This is a genomic window from Pseudomonas sp. MDT1-17 (assembly GCF_054898105.1).
The window spans coordinates 6,269,932-6,293,889 of sequence record NZ_JBUBVM010000001.1 but is presented as its reverse complement, the minus strand read 5'-3'; the positions used below and the strand labels follow the sequence as shown (position 1 = coordinate 6,293,889).

The window sequence follows — 23,958 nt, the reverse complement described above, 5'->3', positions numbered from 1 at the left end:
TGCCGCCCAGACGGCGAAATCCGAGAGGCCCGGGCTAGAGCGGTCAAAAACGAGAAAACGCAGGGTTGGCCGTGTTTTCCAAAACTGAACGTCACCTCACGGCAGTGAAAAACGAGGTCCATGGAGGGCATTCAAAATCAGGCTGTAGCGCTAGCTACACGAGGGCTGCAGGCCTTGTTGTTGTTGGCTGATTTCAGATTTCAAAATCTTTCGCGAAAAAAACGCCCAGAAGAGCGTGCACTAGCAGCGCCATCAAAAACGCCAAAAAATCAGGTCTAGGCTTTTTTTCCACGCTACGACATTAGTGCTTTCGGTATACCTCACGACGATTACCAATACGCCCCACCAGGATCGTGACCACACTGTCTTGAATGCTACTGATTATCCGGTAGTCACCCACACGGTATTTCCCAAACTCCCCAAGCGCCGAGCCCTTTAAGGCCTCGCCGATGCTGCGTGGGTCATCCAATAACGAAACACGCTCCTGCAAAAACTTGACAATACGGCGGGCGATTTGGAGATCAATCTTGCCCAATTCTTTAGCAGCAGCCGGCTCTACTTTAATCTTCCAAACCATGCTGTTTGATCACTTCATCCAAGGATAGGGTTTCGGTTCGGCCTGCCCGAATTTCGATCATGCGCTGCTCGGCGACGTAAAGATCTTCGAGGTCGTCCAGATGCTCGCAGATGGCCTCTGTGGCGTAGTAGGTTTTGCTTCGCCCGGTGAGTTCTGCAAGGCGGTCTAGGCGCGCCTCACCCTCGTCTGGAAGACTCAGTGAAATAGCCATGGCTGACCTCTGTGGTGTATGTGCAATACAAGTATTGCAGCGAGACCGGAAGGCCTCAACTGCACTGCTGATCTGACAGACGTAGTTCTGCGGGCTGACTGACACCCCGGGGATCTCAAAATCGATGCCTTCACCGATGGCACACGACGGTGTCACCGGTTCGATCATTTTGAATCAGCCAGCGCACGCGCGCGCCCGGTTGAGCCCTGGGGCGATTTATCCGGGTCTTAGCGCCCGGAGGGCCGAAGGCCAGAGTAGGCCTGCTCCGCTTAGACAGACGGTCACACGGTCGTCAGGTGGTTGTTGTACAGATGCGGGTGCAGGGGTCGCAGACCCTTGCCGGGGTTTGGGGCGAGCAGCCCCATTGCACTGTCTTCGCGCCGTGCCTGCGGCACGACTTGCGCGAGCATTGCCGTAGGCAGACCAGGCTTCTCTAGGAGTGTTACTGGAAAGGCCAACACCGACTTAAACCAAGTATAAAGGGACTTAATACTTTCATGGTGTGAGTTGATTTTGAACGCGCACCGCACGCGGCTGCCGCGAACCGAAAAGTGGGGCCTGACTAAGGAGTAAGGCGCATCGACAGAACATGCCGCGCCAGTGGCTTCACTCAATCGACCATCGTTGCCGGCCCCTTGTTGCTGGACTTCCATCGCAAGCAGGCTCGCCTCGATAAAGAGCCTGTGGCACTGACCGCGTACGAGTATCGGATACTGGAGTACCTGATGCGTCATCACTGCCAGGTGGTGGCCAAGGAGCGCCTGATGGAACAGCTCTATCCCGACGACGCTGAGCGGGACCCGAACGTGATCGAGGTGCTGGTGGGGCGTTTGCGACGCAAGCTGGAAGGTCCTGCGGGATTCAAGCCGATCGAGACTGTTCGCGGCCAGGGTTATCTGTTCACCGAGCGTTGCACATGATGGGATCGCTTCGCCTTCGTCTGATGCTCGCCGCCACCCTCTTGGCGGTGTTTTTTATGCTGGCCTTGTTGCCGGCGATGCACGGTGCATTTAGCTTGGCGTTGCAAGACGCCATCGAGCAACGCCTAGCGTCGGATGTCACCACGCTCATCTCTGTCGCGCAGGTAGAGAACAAACAGTTGCAAATGCCCACGCAGTTTCCCGATGAGCGCTTTAACCTCTCCGACAGACGTTTGCTCGGCTACATCTATGATCGCCAAGGGCGCCTAGTCTGGCGCTCCAAAGATAGCCATGAAGAGAGCATCAATTACACGCCGCGTTATGACGGTCACGGTAACAAGTTTGCTCGGATCCGCCAGACCAATGAACAGGAGTTTTTTGTTTATGACGTGGAGGTCAAGCTGCTGGGGGGGCAAAGTGCAGCGTTCAGCATCGTTGCCCTGCAACCGGTACGCGATTACGAACTCACCCTCAAAGGCTTGCGCAAACACCTTTATCTGGGTTTCGGTGGCGCGTTACTGGTTTTGTTGGCGTTGCTGTGGATTGGTTTGACTTGGGGCTTGAAGGCTTTGCGCCGGCTCAGTCAGGAGCTGGATGAAATCGAAAGCGGTGCCCGCCAAAGCCTCAGTGAACAACACCCGCGAGAACTGTTGCGCCTGACCGGCTCCTTGAACCGGTTGCTGGACAGCGAGCGTGATCAGCGCAGCCGTTACCGGGATTCCCTCGATGACTTGGCACATAGTCTGAAAACCCCCCTGGCGGTTTTGCAAGGGGTCAGCGAAGACATGGCGCAGCGCCCGCAAGATCGAGATCAAGCCAGGATACTGCAAACCAAGATCGAACGCATGAGCCAGCAAATCAGTTACCAACTGCATCGGGCAAGTCTGCGCAAAAGCGGTCTGGTGCGCCATCAAGTACGGCTGCGACCTGTACTGAAAAGCTTATGCGACACCTTAGACAAGGTTTACCGCGACAAACGCGTACAGGTGGCGTTCGACTTGCCAGAACGATGTTACGTGCCGATCGAGAAGGGTGCCCTCTTGGAGATGATGGGCAACCTGCTAGAAAATGCTTATCGGCTGTGCCTCGGTGAAGTGCGCATCAGTGTGCGTGAAACGCTCGAGGGTGTTGAGTTGTGCGTCGAAGACGATGGGCCCGGCGTGCCTGCGGATCAGCGTGCGCGGTTATTGCGGCGCGGCGAGCGCCTTGACCGGCAGTATCCGGGCCAGGGCATTGGGCTGGCGGTTGTCAAAGACATCATCGATAGCTACGGCGCAAAATTGTCCTTGGATGACTCAACGATGGGCGGCGCGGCGTTTTGGATTCGTTTTGAGGTCCGTTGAGATGCGGTCGCACGCGCGGGGGCAACGTTGGAGTCGTAAGCACGGAAGCCCCAATGGCCGGCATCAGCATTAAGGATATCTGCAAGGCTGTGCGTGCTGATGCTTGTTTGGAGGGCGCACGCGACAATTCTCTCGAGAAGGCTCATCAGCGTAGGTGTGTAAGGCTGCGATTCATCCCCGCCCGCGATTGGCTTTTCCAATCATGGAGCTAAGCGACATCCAGTTTACTTGCCAGCCTTAAGGGTAATGGCTTCACTTGTGGGAGGAGGCGGCAGGCGTCGGCTTCGATCTCAACATCAAGGAAATGTTTGGCATGGATTCAGGTAAAAAGCTACTCGTCAGCGCCCTCTTCGCCCTCTTACTGCCTGCTTGCGGCAGTGAAAACAAGTCCCAGGCAGTCAGCGTGACCAGTGAACAGGTGTCTTTGGTCAGCGGTGGGTTCATGAATGGCGATGAACCGGGAGTGAGTATTTACATAGGACCGGATGAATTTAATTTTTTCGAGATCACGCTGGATCGGATCAATGTGAAGTCGGGGTATGCAGTTAAGGACATGGGCAACAGCGTCGCAAATTTTTCAGTCGCGGCTAACTGGGGTGGGGAGCACTATGTTCAGTCCTCTCACCATGCCACCTACACCACCTTCCAGATCCGTTCCCTCTCTCCTGATGAGGCGGTCATCGAGCTTTCTGCAAAATTGCTGTCGATGTCCTCGGGCAAGTTTCTCGTTTTGGCCCCCTCACTCGTCCACATACGGGGTGAACTGCTGCAAAAGCTGACTGCACCTCAGTAAGGGCAGTGCCGCCTGCACTAGTGTCATGAGCGCTGACCAGACTTCGACCGTGGCTCAAGCCGAACGCCTGCGGATACTGGAGCGAACTAACGAAGGCCGTTTGGAAGCAAAGGCCAAGGGTGTCAAGTTCGGCCGCAAACCTACTGTGGACAAGCTCAAAGTACTCGCGCTGCGTGATCAGGGTATCGGCGCGATGGAGATTGCCAGGCAGCTAAAGATTGGCCGCTCAACAGTCTACAAAGCGCTGGCATCGTGAATTGATGACCGGTTGCATGCTTAACGTACTTTAAATTCCGTTTTCTGAGGCGACCCCTGTTATCTGCGTACCAGCGGTCTTCTGAGATCGTTTCATCAGGTAGGCGATCCCTTGCGAAGCAATGCAGCCCATAGGTGACGTTGACCCTGAGTATCCATTCTGGCCGCGCTGGCTGCTTATCTGTTTTCTCCACGCCAGGAATGACGACCTCCCAGATATAGGGGTGTAGGTGGCTCAGTGTAGACCTCTCCCCCTACTGTCACTGCCTTCCAGGCAATACCACTCGTGGGTTTTCCCATCTATTTGCGTTCGCGTGCTGTCACCAATTACGTACATGTTGCCATGCGTACGTTAAATCGCTTGCTGATAACGGTGTTAAAAGCGATGGATTTCGGAGTAAAGAGGTTCTGCAGGTTTTCCTGTGGATCCTGATCTCCTCTTTAGGGGAGACCGCAGAAAACAGGCCCGTAGGTTCACCCGGTGACACGGGTGGTTCCCTCCACTGAAGTGGGAACAACTTCTGCAAGCGACCTCGTGTCGCACTTTTCCGAACTCTGTGGTCTTCCCTTCATCAGATAGCTGCTTAGCGCCAAGCCATAATAATGGGGGGCGACTTCGCAGCCAAATACAGGATCGAAATAAACCATTGTGTCGGCCTCAGCGTCGCGGACGGCGAGAATGGTATGACGGGCAAATGCAACCGTTTGACCGCCTTTGAGGTTAGGGATCTCAGGGTTTTCGGAAAGTGTAAAGGCCATCTCTGTATCGAGTACCTTCGTAGTAATCCCCTGAATGCCAGCGGCCTCGCCTAACAGAGCAAATAGATGCGCAAGCGATGAACAATCGCCGTCACGATGGCGAACCAGATCAAACGGATCGCGGTACTTGTCTATGCGATAAGAAAATATACGCTGTCGAAAATTCTGCTGCGCCATCTGCCCAAGAATTCCGAGGGGACTTTCATCGTCGGCGATGCCTTTTACCAGTTGCAAAAGTAAGCCTGGTAACCGCTGAGCATTTTGGCGGTCTTCTAGAGTCTTTCGCTGGAGTTCTGGATGAAAAAGCCTGGGGCGCTTGGCGATTAAATCAAGCCGCGCCTGAGATGCTTTTGCCAGCGCGGCTTCAACGCTTTTTAAAATATTTCCTTCTTTGGGTTGCCCGCCGCTTTTCAGGGCAAGGTTGGATTTGATTAAACGACTGGTGAGCAAGGTTAATGGACGGGTTCCCAATGGGGCGGGAGATAATGTCGAGGACGTTTCTATGGCACCCTCCTGCGCGAGCTCAGAAGATCGACCGGTCTGCGTGAGAATGATATTGGCATATTCTTGAATGGGGCCGCGGGGGTGATTCTCCTCACGCTGGGGCAGCCCTGTAATGGATGCGATCAGTTGCTCGGTCCAGTGTCTCCTTGGGCTGCAAGCGCGTTCCCCCGTAGACAAGCTGTGTGGAGTATCAATCCTATGGAGTTCTTTCTGGGGAGCCTTGGTATCTGCGAGGAGGGGAAAGAGACTCTGAAAATCACCGGTGTGTGGCTGTAGCTCAAGCGTGAAACGTCCTCCCTCATTCAAAATCGACGCTTCAAACGCGTGATTGTAAAGTCTGCGAAAGGTTGAACTTTTGTCGTAGCAAAGGATTAGTGTTTCAATGAGTATTTGTTTGGCGCAGACTATTTCTTTTGATTCATCTGCCCCGCTGACGTCTACAAGCAGGTGCTCTTGAAGTCGGCTTAATTCAAAGACAGGGCCATCATCCAGGGCTTGCAGGTCGTATTGTTTACGTAGGCGACTCGGGTTCTTCCACTGCTCGAACATATCGCTGTGACGTGTAGCTAGAGTCTGATCGCAATTTTTCAAAGGCCCAGTGTCTGGATCCTTTGTCACCCCATGAAAAGTTTTTAATGGATGGATTGTGTACATGTGCGCCTCTTGAGTTTATCGCAGACCGGGAGTGAAGAGCATCTGGTGATAAAAGCAAATTGTCCGGCAAAAAGCCAGTTCGAGCAATCCGGTACCCAAAGACCCTCCACCCCTGAATAAAAAGCAGCACGCTCGCCAGTTCGCCGAGCTGATGGGCGAGGCAATCGTTAAAGGGACGCATAAACTCATTTCGCTAATCAAAGTCTACAAATCCACAGCCTTGGATGAGTAAGTCGAACTTTAACCAAGGCTTACGTTGGTTTTTGGGTCCATTGTTCCCCAAACCCCAAACCCCAATATTCCAGTACGGCAGAGGTACGACCCCCGCATCTTACAGTTGGACTGTCGGCCAAAGTGATGAGGGCGCTTGCGGCAACTAATCATTTAGAAAACACATTGGGCCCCCAGCGTATTTTCCAGACGCTCGATCGAAAGGCCCAGACGGCAACTTTAGCATCTGCCACAGTCCGTCAAAAAATCGCCGATCATTCCCTGCCCGTTTTTTTTTCTAGGAAGGCGTTTTAGCCAATGACTGGGACTAGGGCTGGTGTTTTAGTGCCAAGTTCCCCATGTCGCAGAAGCAAGTTAGAACAGGTATTCAAGTTGATGCGCAACGCTCTAGGGAAGGTCTGAAGTACCCACCGATTTTTGATGCCCTCACTACTTGAGGCTCAAAAAATCATAAGTCGGCGAAAATCAGGCCTTTCTTGTCCTTAATCCACGGTTCTTTCCTCTAATTGCACTGTTTCAGGGCAATTGGCCCGCATTACAGACGCACCTCGTCCATACCCATCAACCGTTTTCGCACCATCCACAAGTTCGACAAAGCGAACAACGTTGTCTGCTGCGCGATGTTTTTCGACAAACCACGAAAGCGCACTTTCGTATAACCAAACTGGCGCTTGATCACGCGAAACGGATGCTCAACCTTGGCCCGCACCTGCGCTTTCGCGTATTCGATCTTGCGTCGCATGCGCCCGATCAGACTCTTTTTTGCGTGCTTTTTATAGCTGCTTGGTCGGGCGGCAATCGACCAGATCATCTTGCGATCCTGATGCTCTGGACGTTTATCCACGCCGGTGTAACCGGCGTCGCCACACACGTAAATTTCCTCACCGTGCAGCAACTGATCGACCTGCGTCACGTCCGCCACATTGGCCGCCGTGCCCACCAGGCTATGCACCAAGCCGGATTCGGCATCGACGCCGATGTGCGCTTTCATACCAAAAAAATACTGATTCCCTTTCTTGGTTTGGTGCATTTCGGGATCGCGTTTACTGTCCTTGTTCTTGGTCGAACTCGGCGCGTGAATGATCGTCGCATCGACCACCGTGCCGTGACGCAACAGCAGGCCACGGTCGCCCAGATAGCCATTGATGACCTGCAAAATCCCGCCTGCCAACTCATGTTTTTCCAACAAGCGGCGGAAGTTGAGGATCGTGGTTTCATCGGGAATCCGATCCAGATTAAAGCCCGCGAACTGGCGCAGAATCGTCGTTTCATATAGTGATTCTTCCATCGCCGGATCGCTGTAGCCGAACCAGTTCTGCATCAAATGAACGCGCAACATGGCCATCAACGGATACGCCGGACGGCCCCCTTCGCCCTTTGGATAATGCGGCTCGATCAAAGTAACCAAGCCCTTCCAGGGCACGACCTGATCCATCTCGATCAGGAAGCGCTCGCGGCGGGTCTGCTTACGTTTGCCGGCGTACTCGGCATCGGCGAAGGACATCTGTTTCATCGGGGCTCAACCGTTCTGTTCATGTGAGGTGCGTATTTCACCAAATATGGAAGTCTTTTTCAGAGTTTCCCTAGATCGGGTCCAGGCCCTCGTTGTTACGCCATCCACAGAACTGCACGATTGGACCATCGATGGCAGGGAGTTTCCTTTTCCCTGACGCGTGCAGTGTTTGCGAGTAATGACGCAGCGCCATTGCTCCTGTGCAGTGTTGCTCTTTTTTCCCCCAGACCTCCAGGTTGTGTTAACTGAACACCCACTCATCGCAGGGGATGCCAGAAGACGCTCGGCAGATCGTTGCTCGACGCGGTACGGACTGTCACCGTGTTCAGCGTTTACCCAGCACTCAGCCAGCTACGCACACGACAGGTGGCAAATCGACTGGTACTGCAATCACCGCGCACAAGTGCTTGGCGCAGTTGAGCGATATCGCTGCGCATGACGTAGCGAGTCGCCTGGATCAAATGCTCTGGATCGCCGTATCCACCTTCTTGCAGTTCCTTAAGTGCATCCTCTTTGCTCCAGTCCTGCACCACGGTGCGATACATCGCTGCCATCAGGCCCGTGCGGTTACGTCCGTGTTTGCAGTGCATCAGCACAGGCCCCTTCAACTGCGCGGCCTGTAACGTTCGCAAAACGCGCAACACATCGGCATCGTTAACCCGGTCTGCGTGCAAAGGAATGCTCACTAACGTCATCGGAGCGTCCCCCAGCCAAACCGCGTCATCCTGCTTGATAAAGCTCACGACAGTCTGAACCTGCAGGCTCTGTAGCAGTGGCACGCTTTGCGAGACAGGCAAAGCGCTGCGATACAGGGTCGGGGTCATTCGGTGAAGATTGATGGACTTATCGATCGGCGTTGCCCAGGCACTGTCAATGGATGTGGCTAGTCCGGGCGTGCTGGCCTGGACAGCCGTAGCCATCAGGCTAAGCAGAATCGAAGTCACCCAGATACGCGTGGAGAAAAACCCTGTGGGGCGTACCGCCCTGGTTCGGCCTTCCATGACATTCCTTGATCGGTGTGTGAATCTGGAGCGTAGCAAACGAACCGACAGTGGGACGCAGGGATTTCCCTCAAGACATTTCTTAATGAGCGTTGCGCTGAACACGAGGAGCTTCTGTAGTCCCCCCCCCTGAGTGCGCAATCCATTTTCGCGAGCGAGCAATCGTAAGCGTCCGGCGAAGTCACCTACCCGATCCCAGCGATAAGGGCGATGTTGTCCACTTAAAAATACGTGGACACTATCGCCCCTATCATCAGGATTGCCATGCGCCAAAGAACCTCTTATCCCAAACCCTTTAAAGCCCAGATCGTCCAAGAATGCCTGCAACCTGGCGTGTCGATGGCCAGCGTGGCCCTGCGTCACGGCATTAACGCCAACCTGGTTCGAAAGTGGATACCTGCTTATCGTGATCATCAGGCGCCGGCTTTGCCTGCTTTTGTTCCGATGAAGCTTGCGCCCGCAACCCAGCCCGATCAGCAGATGTCGGTCAACATCGAGGTTCCTTTCGGGCCGCAAAAACTCACTGTGAAGTGGCCATCCTCAGATCCTGGCGGGTGTGCTCGTTTTGTCCGAGAGCTTGCCAAGTGATCCGCATCGATGCCATCTGGCTCGCCACCGAGCCCATGGATATGCGTGCCGGTACCGAGACCGCGTTGGCCAGAGTAATTGCAGTATTCGGTGCGGCGAAGCCGCACTGTGCTTATCTCTTTGCCAATCGACGTGCTAACCGAATGAAAGTCCTGGTTCATGACGGGATTGGTGTTTGGCTGGCTGCACGGCGGTTGAACCAAGGCAAATTCCAATGGCCAGGCATTCGGCAAGGTTGCGAGATGGAACTGGATACCGAGCAACTTCAGGCCTTGGTATTAGGTCTGCCTTGGCAACGTGTTGGCGCTGGCGGCACAATCACACTGCTGTAAAAACTGTAATTAGCTTCTTGGCCTACTGCCGCAAGCGATCTGCTTTGGTAAAATCCAAGGCATGACTTCTTCGCCCAATATCGATCAGATGACCCCCGACCAACTGCGTGCATTCGCTGCGCAGTTGATGTCGAAGGTCGACACCATGGGCAGAAAGATCCACCGCGATCAAACCATCATCGAACAACTGACCCACGAGATCGCCATCCTCAAGCGGCACAGGTTTGCCAAGCGCAGCGAGCAGATCAGCCCTGAGCAAGGCAACTTGCTCGACGATCTGCTCAACACTGATCTTGAGGCTATCGACGCCGAGTTGAAGGCCCTCCGACCAGCTCCCGCTCCAGAAGAGAAGCGCCAGCAACCCAAGCGTGCGCCGCTGCCACCGCAGTTTCCACGCACCGTAATTCATCACGAACCGGAAAACACCCAGTGCGCCTGCGGCTGCCAACTTCAGCGCATCGGCGAGGACGTCAGCGAGAAGCTGGATTACACGCCGGGCGTGTTCACCGTCGAACAGCATGTGCGTGGAAAATGGGCCTGCCGTCAGTGCGAAACACTGATCCAGGCACCGGTGCCGGCCCAGGTAATCGACAAGGGAATACCTACAGCAGGTCTGCTCGCTCACGTAATGGTGGCGAAATTCGCCGACCACTTGCCGCTGTACCGGCAGGAGAAAATCTTTGGCCGCGCCGGCTTAGCCATCGCGCGTTCAACTCTCGCGCAATGGGTTGGGCAGACCGGTGTACAGCTTCAGCCATTGGTTGATGCCTTGCGAGAAGCTGTTCTGGCCCAACGAGTTGTCCATGCTGACGAAACTCCGGTGCAGATGCTTGCGCCCGGGGAGAAGAAAACTCACCGCGCTTATGTCTGGGCTTACTGCACCACGCCGTTCTCGGCGCTTAAGGCAGTGGTTTATGACTTCAGCCCGAGCCGCGCCGGTGAGCATGCACGTAACTTCCTCGGCTCGTGGAACGGCAAGCTGGTGTGCGACGATTTTGCTGGCTACAAAGCCGGTTTCGAGAAGGGCATGACCGAAATTGGTTGCATGGCCCACGCACGCCGCAAGTTTTTCGATCTGCACGTGGCGAATAAAAGTCAGTTGGCAGCACAGGCACTGCACTCGATTGGCGGCTTGTACGAAGTTGAACGCCAAACGTGCGAGATGAGTGATGAGGATCGCTGGCGGATACGGCAAGAAAAAGCTGCGCCGTTAGCGAAAGCGCTGCACGACTGGATGTTGGCCCAGCGCGATCTTGTACCCAACGGATCAGCGACGGCCAAAGCCTTGGATTACAGCCTTAAACGCTGGGTCGCGCTGACGCGCTACCTGGAAGATGGGGCCGTGCCCATCGACAACAACCCAGTCGAGAATCAGATCCGGCCGTGGGCGCTCGGGCGTTCAAACTGGTTGTTTGCCGGGTCGCTTCGCAGCGGCAAACGAGCGGCGGCGATCATGAGCTTGATCCAGTCAGCGCGTATGAATGGGCATGATCCGTATGCCTATCTCAAAGATGTGCTGACGCGGTTGCCGATGCAGCGAGCGAGTGAGATCGACCAACTGCTGCCGCATCAGTGGGTATCTGCCTGAGTCATGCAAGGTGACTTCGGCGGACGCTTACGTAACTTGAAGCACCACCCAAATTGATGTTGACATTGAGTTTGCCCATCGACATCGACATCGACATCGACATCGACATCGATGGACATTCGAGATTCCCAATCCAGTCGGTCAAGATGACTTTGGTAGACGCTTACCTTGAGTTTTGAAGGGCTTTGGATAAGAGGTTCGTTGGCGCATGGAAATCCTGACGTTAAGGGCAATCGCGTCCGCTTAAAAATACGCGGACACCATCGCCCTTAATGTTGGAGTTCGGAAGGTGTGTTGGCTGGACGCTTACGAGTGTCCACCCTGGGTCAGGAGTAACGTCGTTTATGTTCAATCGCCCCCCCCCCCCGCACTGATAAAGGCGGGGGGCTTTTTTACCCTGCGGAAACCACACCCCCTAGACTGGTGTGCCAGACGGCCAGGCGGTGATGAAGTACGTCGAATCAGTGGGGATGCGCAGGTGGTCAGGCCGCTATTGATGCTTTGATGCTTGAGTGTCGAGGCGCTGGCCGGGGTTTCGCGCTGCCGCCGCAGCAGGGCGCGGCACTGCTAGAGAATTTCCAGGTGATGGTCGGCCAGGTCGAGGGCAATAGTCATGGATAAACTTGCGTGCAGCGCGGTAGCGGTCCACAGGGGCAAGCTGTGCGCCGGTACGTTTCTCAGAAATACGGCACAAGCCCTTGGGCGTGGAGCGGTTCAAATCTCTACTCACTTGCCATTAATTCTGGTCAGCGGCGTTGGATTGTAGATCGAGCCGGTAGATTCAGGTTCATTCGTAATCACTTCCAGTGCGCGGGGGGGGCGGATAGACGCAATTAATGTCGATCGAAAAACACGCTGATTGCAGGTCGGCGTGTTTTCGATTGCAGGCCCTACAGTTGATGACCCTTTGCTTCGACACGGGCGGGTTAAGTAGGAGGCAAAGTAATAAGCTATACAAGATACAAAGCAGGCTTTTTAGCTGGTTCAGGAGCAGTGGTGTTGGCGTGCTGAGTGTCACTCCAAACAAACGGAGTTAAAGTGTCCAGCGTACGGCGCATCAGGGTGAACGCTCCTTTAAGCAAGAGCTGCTCTTCCTCCTCCAAAGACACCGTCGATCCTAGCTGGATATCATTTTGGGTCTGCTCACCAAAATGGCGGAGGGTGTTAATGGTTTGAAGAATATCCATTATGGCAAGGCGAGCTTTCACATTCATACTTAGCACTCCTGTGTCAGGTGAGCCGGAACATTTAAGTGTCAGGCTAGACGAATTAAAGAAGGCGTTAAAAAAATTGCCAGGATTGGTCTGCTCAATTTTGATCATCAATTTTTTTTGATAAGAAATCACAACTCAGCGTTCCGGAATGAATGCGGTATCACCATAATGTTGAAGAGTTGAACAGGCAGAAAACTTGGTATTTGGTCGGTTAGGGGGACTATTACCTACCTCGTCGAATCAGTGAGCATGAATACGGCCTGTGCCGATCCCGCATGCCGAAGCGGCGTATCAATAGATCGTGACACGCTTTACGGCTTTATCATGACGCGTTCCTATACGCTCGCAGGATAGGCGCGAGAGGTTGTCCATCGCCCTCATCTGCCTTAGGGGGGCTCTGAAAAAGACCTCCAAACGTGCGCAAGCATGGCGGTAAGTTGCTCATCAAACCAGCTGCCAAGAGCGAAACAGCACTCTTGGAAAAGGTCAGAGGAATTGTGAAGAAGAACTGGACAGCTACTCAAGCCAACCTGATTTTACAGCTCAATCCTGTGATTCGGGGATGGGGTATGTACCACCGGCACGTAGTGTCCAAATCCCGCTTTACATCCATAGATGCTCAAGTTTGGCGCCTCTTATGGAGATGGGCATTGCGTCGCCCCCCCTCAAAAGGCGCGGGCTGGGTAAGGCAAAAGAATTTCCACGCAGGGGGAAATCGGACATGGGTGTTTGCAGCGCAAACGAAGGTCAATGGACTAACCCAACGACTGCGGCTCTTTCGTATCGCAACCAATCGTTCGTCATGTCAAAATACGCGGCAAGGCGAATCTGTTTGATCCTGCGTTGATGTCTTACTTCGCTCGCCGTTGCACCGCGACCGTTTCGGATTGATGCCCGGTGCCAAAACATGGTGCTGACAATTGGCTTGAGCCGGATGAGGGGCGACTCTCACGTCCGGTTCTTAGGGGGCGGCGGCGCAGCAATGCGCTGCTCCTACCCGACAGTAGCCCCCAGTCGCCGTCGTCGATGTGGAAGATCAGCCAGCCTCTGCCGTCGGCGCCGCGATCGCCCTTGAGCAAGGTCCCGCCAAGCGTCCGACCGTTGGCCAGCTGCACGCTCGCGTCATGAGCTAGTAGGGGCCTTTGGTCCGCTCGATTCACTGAATCGCTACGTGGAAAAGCTGGGCATCGCAAGGTACAGCGTAGAGCTTTAGGACATAAAGCCTAGTTCTACGCTGCTCCCTTTGGTTGGCGTCCTTTAACGAGTGAACTTCTCAGCATGAAGCTTCGTCAGCATCACGCAACCTCGAGTCGTATTCGTTCTGAGACACTTCTACTTAGCCAGATGAGCGACATTTCTATCTGGCCTTGACAGGGCGGCCTATCCTTCGGCGACCATTGCTTGGCATTCCTCGCCCAAGGCCATCAGTTCCTCATAGGTTTCGAGGCTGATCAACTCCAGAGACAGCAACGTTGCCAAACGGCCGTCGACCATCCCGCATCGATAAATGTCCAACCCTTGAAACGTCACCCGTTCGGTGTTGATGTCTTTACAAATGTCTTCCAGATGCTGCGCAACTACGTCAGGCTGTACGATTAGACTCATTAGGGGGCTTCCTTTCTCAAATGTCCGTCTTTACACCAGGTGCAAAGGGTTCCTTTCGGTTCCTTACTCGTAACACGTATTACGTCCTACCCTTGCGCAGCGTCCTGCTGCGCCTTGGCGGCCAGCTGATCGACTAGCTGCTCGACCTGTTCGCAACCCTCGTCGATCCTCCCGAAACACTTGGGACACAGAGCGCCTTGCGCCGGTTGCGCCGGATCCAGATGGCCTTGGCAAAAACGATAATTGCGGCACGGGAACAGCTGCTGCGGGGTGGATTCGTCCATGAGGCCGCTTCCTTGTGGTTCGTTATTGCGATGCGACACCTTGTCGCCCTCGATCAGGCCCATACGGCGCGCGAGCGCCGCCACGGCCTCTTCGTTGTCGACAGCCTGACGGACATAGCCGTACAGTCGCCGACACGCGCCATGGTAAACATGTTGCGCCTTCTTGGCCTTGTCCAGGGCGGTGCCTTTGTCGACCGGCGCCGCCGCCTTCACAGCGGCAAAGGCCTGCTGATAGGCCGCTTCGGCGCGTTTCACCGGCAGCAAAGCGTGCTTGAGTTGTTCGGTGCCTATCATTGGCATAACTGGGACTCCTTTGCTTCACTGTGGTCGTTACGGGGTGCCGCTGGTGACGGTCGCGCCGGCTCCCATGGCAGCGGCTCGCCGCGCTGTGCTCGCTCCAGGCATTGCTCGGCCCAGGCTACGCGGTCGTACCGGTCAACGGCCAGCAACGCATTAGTGGCCGCGACCCACGCTGCCCTGGCGTCTTTCGCAGTGATCAAATGGTGTTTGAATCGCTCACTGTCGATCATCGGCATGGCAAGAATCCTTTGCCCTTCCCCCACTCGGCCTCTTTCCTGTTCCTGAGCGTTCTGCCGATCGGCCTGCTCTTGCAGCTCGACCCGTTCATAGCCGTCGTCGATCTTGGCGAAACAGTCAGGACAAAGGTCGCCTTGCAGGGGTTGCGCGGCATCCAGGTAACCCTGGCAGAAACGGTGGTAGTGGCACGGAAAAAGCGTTACGAGCGTGTATTTGTCCATGGTTCAGCGTCCTTGTTCATTATTGGCGAGGCGACATCCTTGTCGTCCTCGATCAGCCCCATCGGGCGCGCGAGCGCCGCGACGGCTTCTTCATTGTCGATCGCCTGGCGAACATCGCCGTACCGTCGCCGTCATGCGTCATGCTATACAGGTTGCGCCTTCTTGGCCTATCCAAGGTCGCGCTGAACATTTGCCAGCGGCCGTAGGGAATGCCGTAGCGCTCAACGTAGCGTTTCGACGCTTCTGTTTGCGGGTACTAATGATCGCTGGCTTTACCCAGATAAGGTCCCAAGGGCTCCACTTCCGCCAGTGCTCGAGCAACTTCGACCGGCCTGTGGCAACTGTCCTTGACCCACACACCACCACGCCACCCGGCGTCAATCCTATGATCAGCGAGGCTCCAGCGCGAGCAAGGCTGTCCGGTCTTTCCGAATAGCGCCGACTGGTTGACGTCTGCAAGAGCCGGCGGGCCTCGTCGGGGAGATCTACCCAAACCTTGTACATTTGCGGCTCGACGACCGATTGCCAGCAGACAAAAATCCGTTTAGGCATGGCGGCGCCGGTCACCGGCATGACATTACCTTTGAACCCTTGCCAACCTCGGGCGGACTCGGTGCCATCTTCCGGGGTATCAGTCCCCAACGCACCGCCGGCACCGTTGTTGAACAACTGTCCGTGGATGTCTACCACTGTACTGTTTTCCAACCAGCAATAATGTAGGACGGCCCCTAAAAGTCGATACTCCACCAGAGCGGGTGGGGGACGCCCTCGCCGGATAACGGGTCAGTGGCTTGGCAACCGCTCATCGACAACAGGCCCATCAGGGCCAGTAACGATTTTCATCGTCCTGGATCTCAACCGGGTACGTGAAGGTACCGTACGCGCACGGCATCGCGCGTGGGGGCATGGATATACAACACCGAGGGTTCACGCGGCCCTGTGGTGTCCAAGGGATGGTTCCAGTGCGCGGACATATGGATGTAACGCAACTTGAGCAAGACGTCTTCAGCCGGCGTGACGCTGTGGTCATCGGCGACAAACCTATCACACATCGGTTGAAGTTCATTGGGCACGGCATAGTTTGGGTCATGCTCATCAATCGCTTCAAACTTCCCCCTTTTGTAAGCCTCCAGCCCAGCCACCTGTAATTCCCTACCTCCACTCGCCACGCTGTGCTCTCCAAAAAAGGAGCACACATGAAACCACCCACCACACTTACTGCCCGGCGCACATTCTGGGCTGAACATGTCCAGGCATGGCGCAGCAGTGGGCTCACGCAAGTCGCCTACTGTAAGCAGCACCAACTCAACACCAAGTCTTTTGGCTATTGGTTTCGAAGTCGCGAGTTGGGAAACGAGACGCTGACGCTGGTACCCATAGCTGTGCATGAACCTGCCCAAACAAGTGACTTGCTGCTACGCCACCCAAGCGGCTGGGAATTGGTATTGCCCCGCGCGGTGGAGCCGGCGTGGTTGGCTCACTTGTTTCAGGAGATGCTCTGATGCTACTGCCGACACAGGTCTGGTTGAGACTTGAACCCATGGACATGCGCCTTGGCATTGATGGCCTTTCGGCACGTGTTCAACACGCGCTGGGGAACTCGCCGTGCGACGGCACCGCCTATGCCTTTCGTAATCGCCGAGGTAACCGCCTCAAACTTTTACAGTGGGATGGAACCGGCGTCTGGCTAAGCCAGCGACGTTTGCATGATGGGGTTTTTGTCTGGCCAGACGAAGGCGATAAAGCCTTCACACTGACCCAGGCTCAATGGCGCTGGCTGATCACCGGCGTTGACTGGCAGCGCTTGGAAGCTCGCCCCATGAGTCACTGGAAAGTGTAGAAAATAACCTTCATTACCGTTCGCGGATAACGATAGTGTTCACTTTTTCAGTAAAATCCACGGATGCCTATCGCCGACGAAATCGCCGCCCTGAACCTTGATCCCGCACTGCGGGAGCAGATCATGGCTGCGCTTCTACATAAGGCCGATGTCGATAAGTTACGTGCCCAGGCTCAACACGACGCCTTGAAAATCCAGGCTCTGACGCTTGAACTGGCGCACTACAAGCGCATCCGTTTCGGCGTCAAGAACGAAGCCCTGTCGCCTGAGCAGCGCGATCTGTTTCACGAAACCATGGAGGCCGACTGCGCCGCCATTGAGGCTGAAGTCGAGGTGCAAGTGCCTGAACTGCGGGCTCAGCGTCCGCGGGCCGGGCGTCAGGCACTGCCGGAACATCTGCCGCGCATCGAACATCATCACGAACCCGAAGTGTGCACGTGCGGCCAGTGTGGTGGTGCCTTGGTGAGAATCGGTGAAGACATCACCGAGCAGCTCGATGTCGAACCTGCGAGGTTCTTCGTCCACCGCCATATTCGCAGCAAGTACGCCTGCCGCCCTTGCGAAAGTATTGTCTCAGCCGACGTTGCTCCGGCTGTCATCGACGGTGGTATGGCGGCCCCCGGCTTGATTGCCTGGATCTTGATCAGCAAGTATCTCGATCATTTGCCGCTGTATCGGCTGGAGCAGATCGCCCAGCGTGACGGCGTCACGCTGGCCCGCTCAACCTTGTCGGAGTGGGTAGGCCGTTATGGTTTTGCCCTGCAGCCCTTGGCCGATCGCTTGCGTGAGTTACTGCATCAACGCCTGATTTTGCATGCCGACGAAACCCCGGTGCAGCAACTGGATCCCGGCAAAGGAAAAACCAAACGCGCCTATCTGTGGTGCTATCGCAGCAACGACCTGGATGACGGGCCAGGCCTTGCCGTGTTCGACTATCAGCCCGGACGCAGCGGTGCGTATGTGCGTGCGTTCCTGGAGGGCTGGAAAGGTCATCTGGTGGTCGACGACTATGCCGGTTACAAGGCGTTGTTTGGTCTTGGCATTACGGAGGTGGGTTGCATGGCCCATGCACGACGCAAGTTCTTCGAACTGCATGCGGCCAATCAAAGCCCGGTGGCGGCTGAAGCCTTGCGAAGGATCGCCGAGCTTTACGAGATTGAAGGGCGCGGCAGGAAACTCGCCACAAAACAGCGGCAACACCTGCGGGTTCAAGAAGCAGCACCCAAGCTGCGGTCGCTGCACGACTGGTTGCAGTCGACTCGCCAAGGCGTGGCCAACGGCAGCAGCTTGGCCAAGGCCATTGATTACAGTCTCAAGCGCTGGGAGGCGCTGTCGCGCTACGCGCTGAGCGGTGATTTGCCGATTGATAACAACCCCGCCGAGAACGTCATCCGGCCGATAGCTATCGGTAAGAAAAACTGGTTGTTTACCGGCTCAGAGCGCGCCGGACGCCGAGCGGCGGCGATTCAGAGTTTGCTGGCGACGGCCAAGTTGAACGGTATCGAGCCGAGTGCATGGCTGAAAGATACGCTGGAAAAGCTGCCAACCTTGCCCAATAGCCGGCTGGATGAGTTACTGCCGTTGAGATCAGCTGCCGAGTAAAGGTGGCTGGGCTGAAGGCTTACCCCCTTTTTGCTTGGCCAGCGCGTATGTGACCCGTAGATACACCCGCGACAGCTGACTGCGTACCGGTCGTTTGAGTTGCAGGTTGGCATAAACCCGCTTCTGCGCAGGGTCAATGAAATTGTCTTGCCGCGCGCCAACACCTTAGGAGCGGTGTGACCACCTCGAGCACGGCCTTGGGCCAGCCCTGGGCGACCAGCCGAGTCTTGTGCTTCAACGCATCGCGATAGATTAAGGTGGTTTTCACGTCCGTGCCTTTGGCCACGTTCAGGCCCTGCATCGGGCCAATCAGCACGCACTCCTGCGCCTGGGCTCGATAACCGCCACCAATCGAGTGCACTCCGGGAAATGCAATCTCCGAGTGGTCTGGCGAAATCCGGTTCAGCGCGCAGTTGGCCCGGTAATCATCGCGCGCCACCAACTGCACGGCAGGTACAGACGCACGCCTGGGGGCATCGCGCTTTGGACATTAAGCCCATTGGTGAAACTAGCCACCGAGGCTACGGTGTCGAACAGACCAATAAAGCCCATGCGGATGTCGTTGTTATAGAAGTCCAAGAAGGTTCGACTGAAGCCCTTTTGGTAAACATTGAGGATTTGCCTCAGTGGGCCGCGGTTGCCCAGGGCGACCTCTTGGCGAGGTGCCGAGCCGCCGCACCACGGCTAAAGCCGAAAGTGTCGAAGGTCAGCGACCGGATTTCCATATCGGGATGGGTCTCGACAATTTCTTGGATTACGCCATTGATACCGATAAATGCCAGCTGAACACGTCCTGCCACACCCGTGGCACCTCGTCCTGTCCCCAAGCCCATTGAACTGTCTTTTGCTCCGGCTTGGGTGCCGATGCCGTCAAGGTAGAGTTTGCGCAACACCATCTGGTTCGTAAGCGTTCGAGCTACACCGCCTTGCAGCTCAAACCTTAACCCGTTTAAACCACTGGTTCACGCGCTCGCACTCAAATGCCGCTGGATCAAAAACATCACCATGCCATTCAACCATCGCCTCATGCTCTGGATGATTGGGGTTGGCCATCGCTTCCAGAAACTCCTCGTAACCAGGCCCGCCACCCACGTCTTCCGGTGGACAAGCATTGGCACCATCGATGCAATACGGCACCTGAGGACAGGCAATAACGGGTAGCGTTTTTTCGACCTTGATACGGTGATGCCAGCTATCACCGAAGTCGTAGAGATAATTGAATGTTCGCTTACCGCTCAACGCCTTGATCAGCGTTTTACGAGCTTGCGGGTTAACCGTCGGCCCCCAGCCATCGGGATCGGGCATACCATAACGCTCACCGGCAATTTCAAACTCATGCAGATGACTATCACTCCAGCCCATCACGGCCTGGATGACATGGTGCAGTTTGCCCAAGGTGATGTTTTCAGGCACCGCGAACCTACGCCAGATTTTCGGAGTGATCCACTTCAGCTCAATGTGCAGCAGCAACAAGTCGGAGGCGGGTTTGGGTAAACGGACAGTTTTAACCATGGATCAGGCGGCCTCGCAGTATTCAGTGTGGTTCAAGGAAATGTTCCAGGGCAGCAACTCGCTCACCCGATTGATCGGGTGCTCGGCAATGTGCTCAAGCACGTAGGTCAGATACGCCTGTGGGTTCAATCCGTTTAGCTTGGCAGTGCCCCACCAGGCTGTAAATCGCAGCCGCTCGTTCTCCGCCGGCATCGGAACCGGCAAACAGGTAGTTTTTGCGGCCCAGCGCCCGGTCGGGTAGTCAGACGCGGTCACCCGCGTCCACCCCCCTAAGAACCGTGCATGCAAGTTTCCCAGCGCACGGATCAAGCCTCTACAAAGGCACTATCAAGCACCCGGCGATACCTCTTTAACATTGGCGAACTGCTGATCTCCGGGGCAGCGCTGGTGATAGATTTCAAGATTGACTGCCGCGTCCGTTCCTCCACAAGCCCGTTTCACGACGTGGCGAGCATCCCATGGCGTGTCTTTGGTAACGGGTTTATGACAAGTGGAGCACAGGCCGTCTTGCTGCCGCCAGATCCAATATAGCTTCGCGCGACCCCGTGTCGATCTGAGCATTTTCTTGCCCCAGTGGGACTCGAAGTACTTGTGCCAGTTGGGGTCATGCGGATTAGCGGCCGCTTTGATCCTGATGTGCCGCATGATCGCCGTGTCCGACTCCAACCGCAAGGTGTGTTCCTTCACCTTTCCCCCTGTGAGTTTTACAACGGTGGAAAACACCCACTGTTTCGGAACAGGCGGAAAATCGGTCACGTTGTTAGCGAAATGAGCGGTCACGTTGTACCGAAACGGGCGGTCACGATGGGCCGAAATACGCATTTCGTGCGGATTTTCTGGCACTCGAGCTCTGCAGAACTTACTGATGGAAGTTGGCAGTGCTTTATCCCACCTCTGCAGGGATCCGCAGGCTTTTCTCACCTGTTGTTCGCGTACGAAGCCCCCGGCCTGGGCTGGCTTGAGCCAGGTGCAGAAGTGCAGAAAAAGAGACCTATTTAGCCCGCAGGCGTGGTGGGGAGACGATTGCGCGCGCCAGGTGTAGACCCCCTGCCGCTCGACAGCAGGTCGAAGCCCCACCACCTCCGACAACCAGTAGGAAGCGCGTCATACATGACCCCGCGTCCCAAGGCCTATTGCTGGTCGACGTTGCAAGCCGTGAAGAGGCAGATCACACTGTCCCTGTGATCAAGACAGGGGGCCTCATGGCTATGCATACCCCTCCTCATCCAGGCGAAATGCTCTACAGCATGCTGCAGGAGCTGATCTAAAAATCGCCGAGATGGCCCGACGCTTGCGCTTTTCCCGTGAGATGCTTTCGCGGGTGATCCACGGACACACCTCGATCAGTCCCGACCTCGCTGTGCGCTTGGAACGGTCCGGACTCAGCACTGCCCGCTGTTGGCTGGTGTTGCAAATGAACTACGATCTTTGGCAAGCAGAGCATCACCAACAGCCATCGGTAGATCGCTTAGTCGCTGCTTGATTCGACCTTTACGAGCGCCAGATTTTTGCCGACCGAAGTCGGTGACTACGCCTTCAGTTCGCTTGGAGTATGCGTCTTGAGCCAGTCGGCTAGGGCGGCGTTCATTCGGGTTTGCCAGCCTGGGCCGGATGCCTTGAATTGTGCGAGCACGTCCGGCTCAAGCCGAATCGTTATCCGCTCACGCACCACGTCCGCCTTGGGCCTACCGCGTCGGACAAGTCGGGCTCCCTTGAACTCGTCAGCGTGCTTAAAGAAAGCGTCTGTGAGTTCAGGTGCGTCGTCCGGATCAACCCAGGCGGTTTCGGTATTGAGTTTGTTCGCGTTCATTGGCTTTTCTCATAAAGATGATGCGGCGAGCCTCGCCGTGAGGCGTCCAGACAATTACAACCATGCGACCGATCAACAGACCCACGGTGATAAAGCGGACCTCTCCGTAATCCTGTCGTGTGTCTTCGCCAGTGAAATGGTGCCCGGCAAAGACGGCGGCAGCGTCGGCAAAGTCAACGCCCCGCTCCATCAGGGTTTTGTCACGCTTGGCAGGATCGAAGATTATTTGCACATGTTTATTGTATGCACAATAATTAATGTATGCAAGGTAGTGGCCTGAACAACGCGACTGAAATACTGAGCCATCGGCCACGATCCGCTCTGTCAATGCGGCAATCCGGCTTTCGATCGTGCCGCGTTTAGCCTGTTGGTTAGAGAATACGCGGGCATAGAACGCCACAATCACAGCCTGGCTCATTGCTCACCTCGCTTTGCACTACGATGCTTTTTCACACAGGGCAGGGATTGTGACAATTCTGAGGAAGCCCGCGTTTCTGTCGGTTTAAGCTGCTCGCAGACCCTCTCGAGCTGTTCACGAGAGAATCGATTTGGTTCGAAGCCAGGCGGATACACCAATGCTCGTTATTCGGCTCATGACTGAAGTCTCCCGTCAGTGGGGGGGCGATGACCTCGATGACGAGAACAGTCTCGACATCGGGGTAAAATTTTCCCTGGCAATACGCAGCCGCCATTTTATCCGAGAGTTTGCTCTGTGGTTGCCGGTGCTATTTCACCATTGCTGGCCAATGTATTGCTGGGCGAGGTGGCAAGGAGATATCGCGACGAGGCCGCATCGTCAGGTACGCGGACGATGCGAACGTTTACGTACACAGCCTCAAGGCCGGTCAGCGGGTAATGGCAGTGCTCCGTCGCCTTTATGATCGACTTAAGCTGCAAGTGAACGCAGAGCGCCATTGCCAGTGCGTTTGGCCGCTAGGTCTGGGCTTTGGGCTGTCGGCTCAAGGCGAGGTCAAACGCTGGGTGGCAAGCAAAGCGCTGCAGACGTTCAAAAGCCGCATCCGACAGCTGACATCTCGTAATGGAGGCCGATGTATGTCGCAAGTGGTGGAAGGTCTGAGACTGTACCTACTGGGTTGGAAAGCGTTCTTCGGTTTATCGCAAACCCCTCGTCTCTGGCACCGGTTCGATGAACGGATACGCCGACGACTCAGGGCCATCCAGCTCAAACAATGGAACACCGCAAGGAGAACGTACCGTGAACTGCGCAAACTTGGAGCAAACCCTGATTTGGCAGCGGCAATAGCCGGCAACAGCCACAGGTTCTGGCACAACAGTGTCGGTCTGATCCATGGAGTGCTTACGGTGGCGTGGTTCGACCGGCTGGGTCTGCCTCGACTCTGCTGACCTCAACTTCTCGAACCGCCCGGTGCGGACCCGCATGCCGGGTGGCGTGGCAGGGGGGGCGGCCAGATGGCCTTCCCCTATGCCGATTCGTATTGAAAGACCACCCGCCGATCCGCCGATTTAATGCCGTAACTCGCAGACAGTGAAATCGCTGTGAAATTTTCTCAAATTCACGGTAGGCCGTCCTGCCGCTCAAATTTTGCTGCTTGAATAAGGCCGTAACCCATCCAGCAGGAGAGTCTTATGCACACCGAAGCGCATTTCGTGTTGAAAGATGTATTGATGACCTGCCAGACCCTCAATAATTTTGCTTATCGCGCGATCAAAAATCTAGAAGCCGGCTTTCCCAACGATCTGGACGATGAGGAGAAGAGTGAGCTGGAGCGTGCCTTCAACCTGATGCGCCTCACATTGGCGTGCATCAGTCCGTTGATTTCTGTCACGGCTGATGAAGCGCGCCTGAGGCGCGTAGGCTAGCGGCTATTGTTTATACTCCATTTTCCCTATTCATCCGGGGGTGTGCCAGGTTGTTTCCCGTCTTTCGACGCTCTAGATTGGCCGGATACAGTCGACACTGACTTTCACCCACCGCTTTGGCTCTGACAGAGGAGGCAGGACCCCAACATTGGCCTTGAGCGAAGGTCCGTGATGACTTGCCGTCCAGAAGAAACCCTGATGGGGCGCAACGGGACGTTTCGC

General features: G+C 55.6%; 28 protein-coding genes and 4 pseudogenes. 14 read left to right on the top strand and 18 right to left on the bottom strand.

Translation table 11 applies throughout. The annotated features are described in order from the left end of the window. Positions 1-301: 301 nt before the first annotated feature. Together ACYZTX_RS29215 and relB are read right to left on the bottom strand one after the other, a co-directional pair. The gene (locus tag ACYZTX_RS29215) at positions 302-577 is read right to left on the bottom strand and encodes a type II toxin-antitoxin system RelE family toxin (RefSeq protein ID WP_462036920.1); all 276 of its coding nucleotides are present in this window, start codon (positions 575-577) and stop codon (positions 302-304) included. Then, complete coding sequence (gene relB / locus ACYZTX_RS29210; RefSeq protein WP_462036919.1) at positions 561-788, bottom strand: type II toxin-antitoxin system RelB family antitoxin; 228 nt, start codon at positions 786-788, stop codon at positions 561-563. The genes ACYZTX_RS29215 and relB overlap by 17 nt, the downstream gene beginning before the upstream one ends. Before the next feature lie 593 nt (positions 789-1,381). Between relB and ACYZTX_RS29205 the strand changes: the two are divergent. The 4 genes and pseudogenes from ACYZTX_RS29205 to ACYZTX_RS29190 form a co-directional block, all read left to right on the top strand. Continuing rightward, positions 1,382-1,708 (top strand): annotated as a pseudogene (locus ACYZTX_RS29205) (winged helix-turn-helix domain-containing protein); the annotation flags it as partial. After that, a complete protein-coding gene (locus ACYZTX_RS29200) occupies positions 1,705-3,051 on the top strand; it encodes an ATP-binding protein (protein ID WP_462036918.1) in 1,347 nt (448 codons plus the stop codon). The pseudogene ACYZTX_RS29205 and the gene ACYZTX_RS29200, both read left to right, overlap by 4 nt. 256 nt (positions 3,052-3,307) lie before the next feature. Next, on the top strand, positions 3,308-3,844 hold the full coding sequence (locus ACYZTX_RS29195) for a hypothetical protein (RefSeq protein WP_462036917.1): 537 nt from the start codon (positions 3,308-3,310) through the stop codon (positions 3,842-3,844). Positions 3,845-3,869: 25 nt separating this feature from the next. After that, a complete protein-coding gene (locus ACYZTX_RS29190) occupies positions 3,870-4,100 on the top strand; it encodes a helix-turn-helix domain-containing protein (RefSeq protein WP_462036916.1) in 231 nt (76 codons plus the stop codon). A gap of 473 nt (positions 4,101-4,573) precedes the next feature. Here the strand turns inward: ACYZTX_RS29190 and ACYZTX_RS29185 are convergent, their stop codons facing one another. The 3 genes from ACYZTX_RS29185 to ACYZTX_RS29175 form a co-directional block, all read right to left on the bottom strand. Continuing rightward, a complete protein-coding gene (locus ACYZTX_RS29185) occupies positions 4,574-6,016 on the bottom strand; it encodes a PipA/GogA/GtgA family type III secretion system effector (RefSeq protein ID WP_462036915.1) in 1,443 nt (480 codons plus the stop codon). Positions 6,017-6,782: 766 nt separating this feature from the next. Then, positions 6,783-7,760, bottom strand: coding sequence for an IS5 family transposase (locus ACYZTX_RS29180; RefSeq protein WP_462032471.1), 978 nt, complete (start codon positions 7,758-7,760; stop codon positions 6,783-6,785). A gap of 332 nt (positions 7,761-8,092) precedes the next feature. Further along, on the bottom strand, positions 8,093-8,680 hold the full coding sequence (locus tag ACYZTX_RS29175) for a tyrosine-protein phosphatase (RefSeq protein ID WP_462037129.1): 588 nt from the start codon (positions 8,678-8,680) through the stop codon (positions 8,093-8,095). A gap of 345 nt (positions 8,681-9,025) precedes the next feature. Between ACYZTX_RS29175 and tnpA (ACYZTX_RS29170) the strand changes: the two genes are divergently transcribed. The 3 genes from tnpA (ACYZTX_RS29170) to tnpC (ACYZTX_RS29160) all read left to right on the top strand — a co-directional run bounded on the left by tnpA (ACYZTX_RS29170) (position 9,026) and on the right by tnpC (ACYZTX_RS29160) (position 11,269). Then, positions 9,026-9,349, top strand: coding sequence for an IS66-like element accessory protein TnpA (gene tnpA, locus ACYZTX_RS29170; RefSeq protein WP_462034296.1), 324 nt, complete (start codon positions 9,026-9,028; stop codon positions 9,347-9,349). Continuing rightward, positions 9,346-9,681 carry an IS66 family insertion sequence element accessory protein TnpB gene (tnpB, locus tag ACYZTX_RS29165; protein ID WP_462034295.1) on the top strand — a complete coding sequence of 112 codons (336 nt, stop codon included), beginning with the start codon at positions 9,346-9,348 and terminating at the stop codon, positions 9,679-9,681. Before tnpA (ACYZTX_RS29170) ends, tnpB (ACYZTX_RS29165) begins: the two co-directional genes overlap by 4 nt. Before the next feature lie 61 nt (positions 9,682-9,742). Further along, the gene (tnpC, locus tag ACYZTX_RS29160) at positions 9,743-11,269 is read left to right on the top strand and encodes an IS66 family transposase (protein ID WP_462034294.1); all 1,527 of its coding nucleotides are present in this window, start codon (positions 9,743-9,745) and stop codon (positions 11,267-11,269) included. Between the two features lie 950 nt (positions 11,270-12,219). Here the strand turns inward: tnpC (ACYZTX_RS29160) and ACYZTX_RS29155 are convergent. Next, positions 12,220-12,615 carry a hypothetical protein gene (locus ACYZTX_RS29155; RefSeq protein ID WP_462036914.1) on the bottom strand — a complete coding sequence of 132 codons (396 nt, stop codon included), beginning with the start codon at positions 12,613-12,615 and terminating at the stop codon, positions 12,220-12,222. Positions 12,616-12,899: 284 nt separating this feature from the next. On the opposite strand from ACYZTX_RS29155, the gene ACYZTX_RS29150 reads away from it, so the two are divergent. Continuing rightward, entirely contained in the window at positions 12,900-13,319 is a 420-nt protein-coding gene (locus ACYZTX_RS29150) for a group II intron maturase-specific domain-containing protein (RefSeq protein WP_462036913.1), read from the top strand. 544 nt (positions 13,320-13,863) lie between these two features. Here ACYZTX_RS29150 and ACYZTX_RS29145 read toward each other — a convergent pair. From ACYZTX_RS29145 to ACYZTX_RS29125, 5 genes are all read right to left on the bottom strand, one after another. Beyond that, the gene (locus tag ACYZTX_RS29145; RefSeq protein WP_462036912.1) at positions 13,864-14,088 is read right to left on the bottom strand and encodes a hypothetical protein; all 225 of its coding nucleotides are present in this window, start codon (positions 14,086-14,088) and stop codon (positions 13,864-13,866) included. A gap of 86 nt (positions 14,089-14,174) precedes the next feature. Then, complete coding sequence (locus ACYZTX_RS29140; protein ID WP_462036911.1) at positions 14,175-14,672, bottom strand: hypothetical protein; 498 nt, start codon at positions 14,670-14,672, stop codon at positions 14,175-14,177. Then, positions 14,663-15,130, bottom strand: coding sequence for a hypothetical protein (locus ACYZTX_RS29135; protein ID WP_462036910.1), 468 nt, complete (start codon positions 15,128-15,130; stop codon positions 14,663-14,665). Before ACYZTX_RS29135 ends, ACYZTX_RS29140 begins: the two co-directional genes overlap by 10 nt. Positions 15,131-15,268: 138 nt before the next feature. Continuing rightward, positions 15,269-15,682 (bottom strand): DUF2931 family protein, encoded by a 414-nt coding sequence (locus ACYZTX_RS29130; RefSeq protein ID WP_462037128.1) that lies wholly within the window; start codon positions 15,680-15,682, stop codon positions 15,269-15,271. A 302-nt stretch (positions 15,683-15,984) separates the two neighbouring features. Next, complete coding sequence (locus tag ACYZTX_RS29125) at positions 15,985-16,182, bottom strand: hypothetical protein (protein WP_462036909.1); 198 nt, start codon at positions 16,180-16,182, stop codon at positions 15,985-15,987. Between the two features lie 144 nt (positions 16,183-16,326). Between ACYZTX_RS29125 and tnpA (ACYZTX_RS29120) the strand changes: the two genes are divergently transcribed. The 3 genes from tnpA (ACYZTX_RS29120) to tnpC (ACYZTX_RS29110) all read left to right on the top strand — a co-directional run bounded on the left by tnpA (ACYZTX_RS29120) (position 16,327) and on the right by tnpC (ACYZTX_RS29110) (position 18,572). Further along, entirely contained in the window at positions 16,327-16,632 is a 306-nt protein-coding gene (tnpA, locus tag ACYZTX_RS29120) for an IS66 family insertion sequence element accessory protein TnpA (protein WP_462036908.1), read from the top strand. Beyond that, positions 16,632-16,970, top strand: coding sequence for an IS66 family insertion sequence element accessory protein TnpB (tnpB, locus tag ACYZTX_RS29115; protein ID WP_462036907.1), 339 nt, complete (start codon positions 16,632-16,634; stop codon positions 16,968-16,970). The genes tnpA (ACYZTX_RS29120) and tnpB (ACYZTX_RS29115) overlap by 1 nt, the downstream gene beginning before the upstream one ends. Positions 16,971-17,033: 63 nt before the next feature. Next, on the top strand, positions 17,034-18,572 hold the full coding sequence (tnpC, locus tag ACYZTX_RS29110; protein WP_462036906.1) for an IS66 family transposase: 1,539 nt from the start codon (positions 17,034-17,036) through the stop codon (positions 18,570-18,572). Positions 18,573-18,705: 133 nt separating this feature from the next. Here the strand turns inward: tnpC (ACYZTX_RS29110) and ACYZTX_RS29105 are convergent, their stop codons facing one another. The 5 genes and pseudogenes from ACYZTX_RS29105 to ACYZTX_RS29085 form a co-directional block, all read right to left on the bottom strand. Continuing rightward, on the bottom strand, positions 18,706-19,020 hold the full coding sequence (locus tag ACYZTX_RS29105; RefSeq protein WP_462036905.1) for a hypothetical protein: 315 nt from the start codon (positions 19,018-19,020) through the stop codon (positions 18,706-18,708). A 175-nt stretch (positions 19,021-19,195) separates the two neighbouring features. Further along, the gene (locus ACYZTX_RS29100; RefSeq protein WP_462036904.1) at positions 19,196-19,465 is read right to left on the bottom strand and encodes a hypothetical protein; all 270 of its coding nucleotides are present in this window, start codon (positions 19,463-19,465) and stop codon (positions 19,196-19,198) included. A gap of 40 nt (positions 19,466-19,505) precedes the next feature. Then, a complete protein-coding gene (locus ACYZTX_RS29095; RefSeq protein WP_462036903.1) occupies positions 19,506-20,084 on the bottom strand; it encodes a plasmid pRiA4b ORF-3 family protein in 579 nt (192 codons plus the stop codon). Between the two features lie 3 nt (positions 20,085-20,087). Then, positions 20,088-20,313, bottom strand: a pseudogene (locus ACYZTX_RS29090) (transposase domain-containing protein); the annotation flags it as partial. 98 nt (positions 20,314-20,411) lie between these two features. Then, positions 20,412-20,927 carry a hypothetical protein gene (locus tag ACYZTX_RS29085; RefSeq protein ID WP_462036902.1) on the bottom strand — a complete coding sequence of 172 codons (516 nt, stop codon included), beginning with the start codon at positions 20,925-20,927 and terminating at the stop codon, positions 20,412-20,414. Between the two features lie 359 nt (positions 20,928-21,286). Between ACYZTX_RS29085 and ACYZTX_RS29080 the strand changes: the two are divergent. Next, positions 21,287-21,567, top strand: a pseudogene (locus ACYZTX_RS29080) (HigA family addiction module antitoxin). Positions 21,568-21,612: 45 nt separating this feature from the next. On the opposite strand, the gene ACYZTX_RS29075 reads toward ACYZTX_RS29080, so the two are convergent. Both ACYZTX_RS29075 and ACYZTX_RS29070 read right to left on the bottom strand, forming a co-directional pair. Further along, a complete protein-coding gene (locus ACYZTX_RS29075) occupies positions 21,613-21,894 on the bottom strand; it encodes a BrnA antitoxin family protein (RefSeq protein ID WP_462036901.1) in 282 nt (93 codons plus the stop codon). Further along, a complete protein-coding gene (locus tag ACYZTX_RS29070) occupies positions 21,854-22,312 on the bottom strand; it encodes a BrnT family toxin (RefSeq protein WP_462036900.1) in 459 nt (152 codons plus the stop codon). The genes ACYZTX_RS29075 and ACYZTX_RS29070 overlap by 41 nt, the downstream gene beginning before the upstream one ends. A 303-nt stretch (positions 22,313-22,615) precedes the next feature. Between ACYZTX_RS29070 and ACYZTX_RS29065 the strand changes: the two are divergent. Both ACYZTX_RS29065 and ACYZTX_RS29060 read left to right on the top strand, forming a co-directional pair. Then, a pseudogene (locus tag ACYZTX_RS29065) lies at positions 22,616-23,259 on the top strand (group II intron maturase-specific domain-containing protein); the annotation flags it as partial. Positions 23,260-23,502: 243 nt separating this feature from the next. Further along, positions 23,503-23,736, top strand: a complete 234-nt coding sequence (locus ACYZTX_RS29060; RefSeq protein ID WP_462036899.1) for a hypothetical protein — start codon at positions 23,503-23,505, stop codon at positions 23,734-23,736. The last annotated feature ends 222 nt before the right edge of the window (positions 23,737-23,958 follow it).

What these genes read in the sequence shown, in the direction of transcription:
- tnpC (WP_462034294.1), top strand. Translation starts at nt 9,743, where the DNA reads ATGACTTCTTCGCCCAATATCGATCAGATGACCCCCGACCAACTGCGT.
- ACYZTX_RS29125 (WP_462036909.1), bottom strand. Translation starts at nt 16,182, where the DNA reads ATGTGTGATAGGTTTGTCGCCGATGACCACAGCGTCACGCCGGCTGAA.
- ACYZTX_RS29135 (WP_462036910.1), bottom strand. Translation starts at nt 15,130, where the DNA reads ATGGACAAATACACGCTCGTAACGCTTTTTCCGTGCCACTACCACCGT.
- ACYZTX_RS29070 (WP_462036900.1), bottom strand. Translation starts at nt 22,312, where the DNA reads ATGAGCCAGGCTGTGATTGTGGCGTTCTATGCCCGCGTATTCTCTAAC.
- ACYZTX_RS29095 (WP_462036903.1), bottom strand. Translation starts at nt 20,084, where the DNA reads ATGGTTAAAACTGTCCGTTTACCCAAACCCGCCTCCGACTTGTTGCTG.
- tnpA (WP_462034296.1), top strand. Translation starts at nt 9,026, where the DNA reads ATGCGCCAAAGAACCTCTTATCCCAAACCCTTTAAAGCCCAGATCGTC.
- ACYZTX_RS29185 (WP_462036915.1), bottom strand. Translation starts at nt 6,016, where the DNA reads ATGTACACAATCCATCCATTAAAAACTTTTCATGGGGTGACAAAGGAT.
- ACYZTX_RS29130 (WP_462037128.1), bottom strand. Translation starts at nt 15,682, where the DNA reads ATGCCTAAACGGATTTTTGTCTGCTGGCAATCGGTCGTCGAGCCGCAA.
- ACYZTX_RS29075 (WP_462036901.1), bottom strand. Translation starts at nt 21,894, where the DNA reads ATGAACGCGAACAAACTCAATACCGAAACCGCCTGGGTTGATCCGGAC.
- tnpA (WP_462036908.1), top strand. Translation starts at nt 16,327, where the DNA reads ATGAAACCACCCACCACACTTACTGCCCGGCGCACATTCTGGGCTGAA.
- ACYZTX_RS29140 (WP_462036911.1), bottom strand. Translation starts at nt 14,672, where the DNA reads ATGCCAATGATAGGCACCGAACAACTCAAGCACGCTTTGCTGCCGGTG.
- relB (WP_462036919.1), bottom strand. Translation starts at nt 788, where the DNA reads ATGGCTATTTCACTGAGTCTTCCAGACGAGGGTGAGGCGCGCCTAGAC.
- tnpB (WP_462036907.1), top strand. Translation starts at nt 16,632, where the DNA reads ATGCTACTGCCGACACAGGTCTGGTTGAGACTTGAACCCATGGACATG.
- tnpC (WP_462036906.1), top strand. Translation starts at nt 17,034, where the DNA reads ATGCCTATCGCCGACGAAATCGCCGCCCTGAACCTTGATCCCGCACTG.
- ACYZTX_RS29200 (WP_462036918.1), top strand. Translation starts at nt 1,705, where the DNA reads ATGATGGGATCGCTTCGCCTTCGTCTGATGCTCGCCGCCACCCTCTTG.
- ACYZTX_RS29190 (WP_462036916.1), top strand. Translation starts at nt 3,870, where the DNA reads ATGAGCGCTGACCAGACTTCGACCGTGGCTCAAGCCGAACGCCTGCGG.
- ACYZTX_RS29180 (WP_462032471.1), bottom strand. Translation starts at nt 7,760, where the DNA reads ATGAAACAGATGTCCTTCGCCGATGCCGAGTACGCCGGCAAACGTAAG.
- ACYZTX_RS29060 (WP_462036899.1), top strand. Translation starts at nt 23,503, where the DNA reads ATGCACACCGAAGCGCATTTCGTGTTGAAAGATGTATTGATGACCTGC.
- ACYZTX_RS29175 (WP_462037129.1), bottom strand. Translation starts at nt 8,680, where the DNA reads ATGGCTACGGCTGTCCAGGCCAGCACGCCCGGACTAGCCACATCCATT.
- ACYZTX_RS29215 (WP_462036920.1), bottom strand. Translation starts at nt 577, where the DNA reads ATGGTTTGGAAGATTAAAGTAGAGCCGGCTGCTGCTAAAGAATTGGGC.
- ACYZTX_RS29145 (WP_462036912.1), bottom strand. Translation starts at nt 14,088, where the DNA reads ATGAGTCTAATCGTACAGCCTGACGTAGTTGCGCAGCATCTGGAAGAC.